Origin of the sequence: Micromonospora sp. NPDC048935, assembly GCF_043197875.1 — a bacterium.
Lineage (GTDB): Bacteria > Actinomycetota > Actinomycetes > Mycobacteriales > Micromonosporaceae > Micromonospora.
This window is the reverse complement of record NZ_JBICTZ010000001.1, coordinates 778,299-786,273: the sequence shown is the minus strand read 5'-3', so window position 1 is coordinate 786,273 and position 7,975 is coordinate 778,299. Positions and strand designations below refer to the sequence as shown.

Sequence of the window (7,975 nt, the reverse complement as noted above, 5' to 3'; positions counted from 1 at the left end):
CCCCCCCCCCCCGCGCCCCGGCGGGGGGGGGCCCCCCCCGCCCCCCGCCCCCCCCCCCCGGGGGGGCCCCCCCGGGGGGGGGGGGGGGGGCCCCCCCCCCCCCCACCCCTCGCTCGACGGACTCTTCGGCCGCCAACCGTTGCTGCCACCCACCTGACACCTGCGACATCGCCCGCCGTCCCTACGACTCCCGGATGCGGTTACGGCGGCGGTGGACGATCAGCGCGACCGCGCAGAGCAACGCCACCAGGCCGAACGCCGAGCTGATCCACTGGTTGTCCGCCGCGGTCGACAGCACCACGTTGGCCGCCGCGCTGACGAAGAGCGCCAGCCACAACAGCGGGCGTAGCAGGCCGCCCGGCTTCTTCGGTGCGGCGACCGGGGCCTCGGCGATGCGGTACGGATCGGTCATGACTGCCTCCTTCGGCGAGCGTTCCTCGACACCGTCAACGCTAGGTAGGCGACGCGGCGGGGACGATCCCGCCAGCTCGACGACAGTGGTACAGCAGGCTGTACCTTCCGTGCCGGGCGTTGCCGGGCGGGGCCCGCGGTGGCCTATGTTGGCGGAGGAGGTGGGTCGATGGCGTACGTGCGGGGACGGGTTCGCGCCTCGGTCGACGCCCTGGAGCACCTCGTCGGAGGACTGGGCACCGCCACCCTGGCCCTGGGCGCGCTGCTTTGGGCGGTGATCGTGGCGGTGACCTGCCTGGTCGGGGTGGGGCTGCTGGCGGCGCCCGGTGCGTTGCGGGCGGTGCGCTCGGTGGCCGACCGCGAGCGGGCCCGACTGTCCCGCTGGGGCGCGCCGATCCCCACGCCGGGGCCGGTGCCGGCCGGGTTGCGGACGGCGACGCGTGATCCCTTCGTACGCCGGGAGCTGGGCTGGGTCGCGCTGCACTCGCCCATCGGCCTGGTGAGCGGGCTTGTGGGCCTCGTGCTGCCACTCTCTGCCGTGCAGTACGTCACGTTCCCGCTGTACTACCGACTGATCCCTGCCGACGCCGGCACGCCAGGGATCGTCTGGTGGCGCATCGACGGACTGTCCGAGGCACTCGCGGTCGGGTTGCTCGGGGTGGGCTGGCTGGCCGCCGCCCTCTGGTGCGGCCCGGCCCTGGCCCGTCTCCAGGCGTGGCCGGGCCGGTTGCTGCTGCCTCCGCCGCCGGGTGTCGACCTGTCGCTGCGGGTGGCAGAGCTGACCGCCACCCGCGCCGCGGCGCTGGATGCCCACGCGGTCGAACTGCGCCGGATCGAGCGGTCGCTGCACGACGGCACCCAGAACCGGTTGGTCGCGGTCAACGTGCTGCTGGGTGCCGCGCGGCGGGCCGTACGCCGCAATCCGGACCGCGCCGACGAGATCCTCGGGCAGGCGCAGGACGCTGCGGAACAGGCACTCGGCGAGCTGCGTACGGTGGTGCGCGGGATCCTGCCGCCCGTGCTGGACGACCGGGGTCTCGCCGGCGCGCTGGCGGGCCTGGCCGGCAGTTGCGTGGTGCCCTGCCGACTCGATGTGGACGTGGCGGTGCGGTGCGCGGCCTCGGTCGAGGCCACCGCGTACTTCGTGGTGGCCGAGGCGCTGACGAACGTCGTCCGGCACAGCGGTGCGAGCCAGGTGGACGTGGCCGTGCGCCGCGAGCGCGGTCGGCTGCTGGTGTGTGTCGAGGACGACGGGCACGGCGACGCGGACGAGACGCGTGGCTCGGGGCTCACCGGTATCCGCCGGCGGGTCGAGGCGTACGACGGCCGGATGACACTGACGAGCCCACCGGGAGGGCCGACGAGAATGGACGTGGAGCTGCCATGCGGATCGTGATCGCCGAGGACGACCCGCTGCTGCGTGAGGGGTTGGCTCTGCTGCTGCGGGCGGAGGATCTGGACGTGGTCGCCACGGCCGGCACTCCGGGCGAGTTCCTGGTCGCCGTCGACGAGCACGCGCCGGACGTCGCGATCGTGGACGTACGGATGCCGCCGACCCACACCGACGAGGGCATCGTGGCCGCGGTGGAGGCCCGGCGGCGCCGCCCCGGCCTCGCGGTGCTGGTCCTGTCGGCGTACGTGGAGCAGGCGTTCGCCACCGACCTTTTCTCGGTCGGTGCCGTGGGGCTCGGCTATCTGTTGAAGGAGCGGGTGGGCCGGGTCGAGGAGTTCCTCACCGCGCTGCACCGCGTCGCGGACGGCGGCAGCGTCATCGACCCGGAGGTGGTGGCGCAGTTGCTCGCCCGCAACCGCCGCACGGACACGGCGCTGAGCGAGCTGTCGCCGCGTGAGCGTGAGGTGCTGGGGCTGATGGCCGAAGGGCTGGGCAACAGCGCGATCGCCGAGCGGCTGTTCGTCACCGACGGCGCGGTGCACAAGCACATCCGCAGCATCTTCTCGAAGCTTCAGCTTCCACCGGACGACCATGCCGACCGCCGGGTCACCGCCGTGCTGCGCTACCTGGACGGCGACCGGCGGTAGCGCCTGCTGTACCCGGACCTGGCAGCCCACGGGATGGTCGCCGTTCTCGCACGTCAATAGCGTTTCTGGTGCGCGCAGTTCTTGCCGATGACACGGAGAGAGGCCACCAGAATGCCGGATTATCCGGGACGGACCATCGAACCGGCGGTACGCGTCGAACACCTCACCCGCGTGTACGACGCCGGCCGTAACCAGGTGACCGCGCTCGCGGGCATCGATGTCGACTTCGACCGGGGCACCTTCACCGCGGTGATGGGGCCCTCGGGCTCCGGCAAGAGCACGCTGCTACAGACCGCGGCCGGGCTCGACCGACCCACCTCCGGTCGGGTGGTCATCGGCGGCACCGACCTGTCCGGGCTATCCGAGACCCGCCTGACCGAGTTGCGTCGTACCCGGATCGGGTTCGTCTTCCAGGCGTTCAACCTGATCGGCGCGCTCACCGTCGAGGAGAACATCGTGCTGCCCCTGCGCCTGGCCGGCGTCCGTCCGGACCGGGCCTGGCTGACCCGGGTGGTCGAGCGGGTCGGTCTCGCCGACCGACTGCACCACCGGCCGGCGGCGCTGTCCGGCGGCCAGCAGCAGCGGGTGGCGATCGCCCGGGCGCTGGCCACCCGCCCCGAGGTGATCTTCTCGGACGAGCCCACCGGCGCCCTCGACTCGCGGACCGCCGCGGAGGTGCTGACGCTGCTTCGCGCGGTCGTGGACGAACACGGACTGACCGTGGTGATGGTGACCCACGATCCGATCGCCGCCTCGTACGCGGACCGCGTGCTCGTGTTGGCCGACGGTGCGATCGTCGCCGATCTTCCGCAGCTCGGAGCCACCGGTATCGCCGAGCACCTGGCCTCGCTGGATCGGCGGGTCCTGCGATGACCGGGCTCGCCGCCCGCCTGCTGCGGCACCGCACCGGCCCCGCCGTCGCGACCCTGCTGGCCCTGATCGCCGGCGTGCTGATCCTGGTGGCGATGGGCACCCTCGTCGAGTCCGGGCTGCGTTTCCGCGCGGAGCCACGGCTCTGGGCCACGGCCGACGTGGTCGTCGCCAACCGCACGGTCAGCCACACGTTCAAGGAGTTCGGCGGCGACACCACCACGAGCACCGTCACGCTGCCAGAGGGCGGCACCGTGGACGCGGCCCTGGTGGACCGGCTCCGCCAGGTGCCGGGCGTCGCGGCCGTCACCGGCGACGAAGGGGTGCCGATCGGCTCACCCGCTGCCGTGGGACACGGCTGGGACACGTACGCCTTCACCGGTCGTCCCATCGCCGCGGGTGCCGCGCCACGGGCCGACGACGAGGTGCTTGTCGACACCCGTCTCGGCGTGGCACCCGGCGGCCGCGTCGACCTGGTCGTCGGCGGGGTTCGGCGGTCGTACCTGGTGAGCGGCATCGCCGAGACCGGTTCGGCGGCGGTGTTCTTCACCGACGCGCAGGCCGCCCGGTTGTCCGCCCACCCGGGCCGGGTGGATGCGATAGGCGTGCGGATGGCGCCCGGCGCCGACCTCGGCGCGGTACGCGAGATCGCGTCGGCGGCCGGCGCCACGACGTACGCCGGGAAGGACCGTGCGAACGTCGAGCAGTCGGAGAACCAGGCCGCCCGGACGTTGCTGATCGAGGTCGGATCGGCTTTCGGGGGGTACGTCGTCCTGCTGATCGTCTTCGTGGTGGCCGGCACCATCGGGCTGTCCGTCCGGCACCGTCGACGTGACCTGGCTCTACTACGCGCGGTGGCGGCCACGCCGGGGCAGGTGCGCCGCATGTTGGTCGCCGAGGCCGCGCTGCTCGCCTTGATCGGCTCCGCGATCGGCGGGCCGGCCGGTCTGCTGGCGGCCCGCTGGGTGCACGGCGAGCTGGTCGGGCGGGGTTTCGTGCCGGCCGGTTTCCCGATGGCTGGCGGCCTGTTCGCGGTGCCGGCCGCAGTCGGCACTGCGGTCCTCGTGGCGGTGCTCGCCGCGCTTGTCGCCGCGCGCCGGGTCACCGGGATCAAGCCGGTCGAGGCGCTCGGCGAGATCGCTGTCGAGCCCCGGCGGAGCGGTCGGGTGCGGCTGATCGCCGGTGTGCTGACGCTGGCGGCGGCCGGCACCTCCGGGGCGTTCACGCTCGGTGCCGCCGGCTCGACCGGGGCACTGGCCGGCGCGGTCGGCATGCTGTACCTGTTCGTGATCGCGGTGGCGCTGCTCGCACCGAGGATCAACGCGTACGCGGCACGCCTGCTCACACCGTTGTTGCCGCGGATGTGGCGGGTCAGCGGCTACCTGGCCGCGGCCAACCTGCGGGCCAACGCGCAGGGCATGGCGACAGTCCTGACCGCCCTCGTGCTGTCGGTCGGGTTCGGCGGCTCGGTCTGGTACCTACAGACCAACCTGGAACGGCAGACCACCACGCAGAGCAGCGCGGGCACCCTCGCCGAGCGGGTGCTCGTCGCTCCGGGTGGGCTGCCGGCGGACGCGGCGCGGCAGATCCGCGAGTTGGCCGGGGTGCGGGCGGCCACCGGTGTGCGCCGTACGCAGGTGGTGGTGCGGGCGCTCGGCGGAATCGAGCCGGTCAGCGCGCAGGCGGTCGACCCGGCGGGCATCACGTCGACGATGGACCTCGCCGTGCGCGAGGGCAACCTGGCCGACCTGCGCGACGGCACTGTCGCCCTGTCGGCGACGCAGGCGTCCTCGTCCGGCTGGGACGTCGGCGACCAGGCGGAACTCTGGCTGGGCGACGGCACCCCTGTCACGTTGGATGTCATCGCGATCTACGGCCGTGGCCTCGGCTTCGGCGACGTCACGCTGGCTGCCGAGACGGTCGCCGGGCACACGGCCGGGAATACCGACGACGAGGTCCTGGTCCGCGCCGGCCCGCAGGCCGACACCGCGTTGGCCACGTGGGCGGCGGGGCAACCGGGCACCGAGGTTCTCGACGCGGCCACCCGTACGCGCCTGCTCAGCACCGACATGGCGCTCGGCGCCTGGCTGAACCGGCTGCTGATCGGCGTGATGGTGGGGTACGCGGCGCTGGCGGCCGCCACCACGATGGTGATGGCCGCGCTGGCCCGCCGCCGCGAGGTGGCGTTGCTGCAACTGGTCGGCGTCACCCGCCGGCAGATTCGAAGGATGGTCCAGGCCGAACAGGCCGGGCTGCTCGGCACCGCGGTGCTGATCGGCGCGACGATCGCGGCGCTGACCCTGAGCGCGATCGTCAACGGGCTGACGGGCAGCCCGATCCCGTACGTCCCGCCGCTCGGCTGGGTGGCGGTGCTCGGCGGTACGACACTGCTGGCCCTGGCAACCACGGTGTGGCCCGTCCGACGGCTGCTCAGCGCTCCCCCGATCGACAACATCGGTGTGAAGGAGTAGGCGTCGCGGTTCGGACATCGGCGGCCGTGGACTCGTCGATGACGGGTGGGCTTGAGTCACCTCTACACCAGACGGTCGATCGCGTCCAGCCGCGTCCAGCCGCGTCCAACATCCCCCTCACCGCCCCCGCCCGATTGCGAGGATTGCCGTCCGGTCCGGGCCCGTCCGGCTCCTGACCCGGGCCGACCAGTCCCCTCGTGATGGGAGCGGTGCATGTCAGATCGTGTTGTCAGCCACCCGCGTACGACAGGACCACGCCGCAGATCCCTGCTCGCGACGACACTCGCCGTCGTGGCGTCGGTGGCCTTCGTCCCGACTGCCGCAGCGGCCGGGCCGGTCGACCGACCGGCCCGGCCCGGGGGCGCGGCGGATCCGGCCCGCACCGAGGGCCGGGCAACGCTGGCTTCCGCCGGCGGCATCGCCGACCGGAAGCAGACGGACGGGTCGGCGGACATGGCCGAGGCAATCGCGGAGCAGCGGGGCATCAGCCGCGATGCCGCCGAGAAGCTGCTCAGCGCCGAGAACACCAATGTGCGACTCGCCAACCAGTTGACCACCGAGCTGGGGGCCAGCTCGGGCGGCGCGTACCTGTCCGACGGGCAACTCGTCGTCACGGTCACCGACGCCGCGGCTGCCAAAAAGGTGACCGCCGCTGGCGCGAAGGCGCGTCTCGTCGCCCGTGGCGAACAGCAACTCCAGAAGATCCAGCGGGCGCTGGAGGCCGCGCCGAGTGAACCGAACACGACCTGGGGGGTGGACCCGGAGACCAACCAGGTGGTGGTGAGCCTGCCGGCGTCGGGGGCGAAGAACGCCGCGCAGAGCTCGGTGGCGCGCAGGTTCGGCACGGCGGTGCGGTTCGAGACCACCGCCGGCCAGATCCAGCCGAACGTCGGGATCTCCAGCGCGGACGCGTTGGGAGGCTGCTCGGTCGGCTTCACCGCCACCGACTACACCTTCAACTACATCATCACGGCCGGCCACTGCACCCAGGGCTACCCGCACTGGACACTGCCCAACGGCCAGGACGTCGGGCCGTCGCTGGAAAGCAACTACCCGGAGGACGACTACGGCCTCATCTGGATGAACGGTCCGTCGGTCTGGGCGACCGGCACCATCAACCTGTGGAACAACACCAGCCGCAGCATCCACGGCTGGGCGACGGCCGTGAGCGGGCTCTCGGTCTGCAACTCGGGCAAGACCACCGGATTCCGGTGCGGCTCGGTGCTCAGGACCAACGTGACGGTCAACGGCGCGGGCGGCACCGTACGCCAGATGGTCGAGACCAACATCTGCACCCTCGGCGGCGACAGCGGTGGCCCGCTGTTCGCCAGCAACACCGCGTACGGGCTGAACTCGCACGCCAACCGGGTCGGCAGCCAGTGCAACTCCACGCCGAAAACCTGGCACCAGCCAGTGGGAGAGGCGATCACCGGATACCAGGTCGTCATCTACGGCGCGCCGTGACGAACGGCGACGAGCGAAGGAGACAGGGATGAGAACCGCATTCACCAGGGCGGCACGCCTCACCGCCGCGGCCGTCATGGCGACGACGGTGGCCCTGACCGTGGCCGTCGGCCCCGCCCAGGCGGACCTCTGGCAGCACACCGACGGGTTCGAGGGGAACCCGGCAGCGGTGTGGGAGTTCCACCGCTCGGGTGCCGGGAGCGGAGCCTACGAGCTGGGCACCGGAACGGCCCGGTCCGGTTGGAACAACGCCATTCTCACGACCTCGGCCGGCGGCTGGTCCGGGGTGGGCAAGATGCTCACCGTGGGGCCGCGTACCGCCGGACACAACACCACCTGCGGCGGCGGGTTCTTCGTCCGGGCGGTCAGCGGGCCGGCGGTGCTCAACGTCGAGGTGATCGATCCGGCGAGCTGGACCTACCTCGCGCTGCGCACCGTCCGGATCACCGACACCGCCTGGCGGCGGCATGACGTGGCCAGCTACGCGAACGGTCCGACCCAGGTGTTCTTCCGGATCTCCCTGCTCGGTGGCAGCGGTGCCGTCCGGGTGGACGACATGGCCTTCCAGTGCTCCTTCTTCCGCTCCTGAGCAGATCGAACACAGCGGGGGGGGGGGGCGGGGGGGGGGGGGCGCCGCGCGGGGGGGGGGCGGGGGGGCCCCCCCCCCCCGCAGGCACCGGGGAACCGCGCGCCACGACCGGCACATCGACAAGACGAAC

General features: G+C 72.7%; 7 protein-coding genes. 6 read left to right on the top strand and 1 reads right to left on the bottom strand.

Annotation, left to right across the window (positions count from 1 at the left end; translation table 11 throughout):
- Positions 1–181: 181 nt before the first annotated feature.
- The gene (locus tag ACGFIW_RS04065; protein ID WP_393310813.1) at positions 182–412 is read right to left on the bottom strand and encodes a hypothetical protein; all 231 of its coding nucleotides are present in this window, start codon (positions 410–412) and stop codon (positions 182–184) included.
- 168 nt (positions 413–580) lie between these two features.
- Here ACGFIW_RS04065 and ACGFIW_RS04060 point away from each other — a divergent pair, with 168 nt between their 5' ends.
- The 6 genes from ACGFIW_RS04060 (at position 581) to ACGFIW_RS04035 (ending at position 7,845) form a co-directional block, all read left to right on the top strand.
- Positions 581–1,807, top strand: a complete 1,227-nt coding sequence (locus tag ACGFIW_RS04060; protein WP_393310812.1) for a sensor histidine kinase — start codon at positions 581–583, stop codon at positions 1,805–1,807.
- Positions 1,795–2,451, top strand: a complete 657-nt coding sequence (locus tag ACGFIW_RS04055; protein WP_393237018.1) for a response regulator — start codon at positions 1,795–1,797, stop codon at positions 2,449–2,451. Before ACGFIW_RS04060 ends, ACGFIW_RS04055 begins: the two co-directional genes overlap by 13 nt.
- A 111-nt stretch (positions 2,452–2,562) precedes the next feature.
- Positions 2,563–3,324, top strand: a complete 762-nt coding sequence (locus tag ACGFIW_RS04050) for an ABC transporter ATP-binding protein (protein WP_393310811.1) — start codon at positions 2,563–2,565, stop codon at positions 3,322–3,324.
- A complete protein-coding gene (locus tag ACGFIW_RS04045; protein ID WP_393310810.1) occupies positions 3,321–5,792 on the top strand; it encodes an ABC transporter permease in 2,472 nt (823 codons plus the stop codon). The genes ACGFIW_RS04050 and ACGFIW_RS04045 overlap by 4 nt, the downstream gene beginning before the upstream one ends.
- Before the next feature lie 213 nt (positions 5,793–6,005).
- Positions 6,006–7,256, top strand: a complete 1,251-nt coding sequence (locus ACGFIW_RS04040) for a S1 family peptidase (RefSeq protein WP_393310809.1) — start codon at positions 6,006–6,008, stop codon at positions 7,254–7,256.
- A 28-nt stretch (positions 7,257–7,284) separates the two neighbouring features.
- Positions 7,285–7,845, top strand: a complete 561-nt coding sequence (locus ACGFIW_RS04035) for a hypothetical protein (RefSeq protein WP_393310808.1) — start codon at positions 7,285–7,287, stop codon at positions 7,843–7,845.
- The last annotated feature ends 130 nt before the right edge of the window (positions 7,846–7,975 follow it).

Bases quoted from the DNA above. Each gene is read 5' to 3' on its own strand.
- ACGFIW_RS04065 (WP_393310813.1), bottom strand. From the start codon at position 412: ATGACCGATCCGTACCGCATCGCCGAGGCCCCGGTCGCCGCACCGAAG.
- ACGFIW_RS04035 (WP_393310808.1), top strand. From the start codon at position 7,285: ATGAGAACCGCATTCACCAGGGCGGCACGCCTCACCGCCGCGGCCGTC.
- ACGFIW_RS04040 (WP_393310809.1), top strand. From the start codon at position 6,006: ATGTCAGATCGTGTTGTCAGCCACCCGCGTACGACAGGACCACGCCGC.
- ACGFIW_RS04045 (WP_393310810.1), top strand. From the start codon at position 3,321: ATGACCGGGCTCGCCGCCCGCCTGCTGCGGCACCGCACCGGCCCCGCC.
- ACGFIW_RS04060 (WP_393310812.1), top strand. From the start codon at position 581: ATGGCGTACGTGCGGGGACGGGTTCGCGCCTCGGTCGACGCCCTGGAG.
- ACGFIW_RS04050 (WP_393310811.1), top strand. From the start codon at position 2,563: ATGCCGGATTATCCGGGACGGACCATCGAACCGGCGGTACGCGTCGAA.
- ACGFIW_RS04055 (WP_393237018.1), top strand. From the start codon at position 1,795: ATGCGGATCGTGATCGCCGAGGACGACCCGCTGCTGCGTGAGGGGTTG.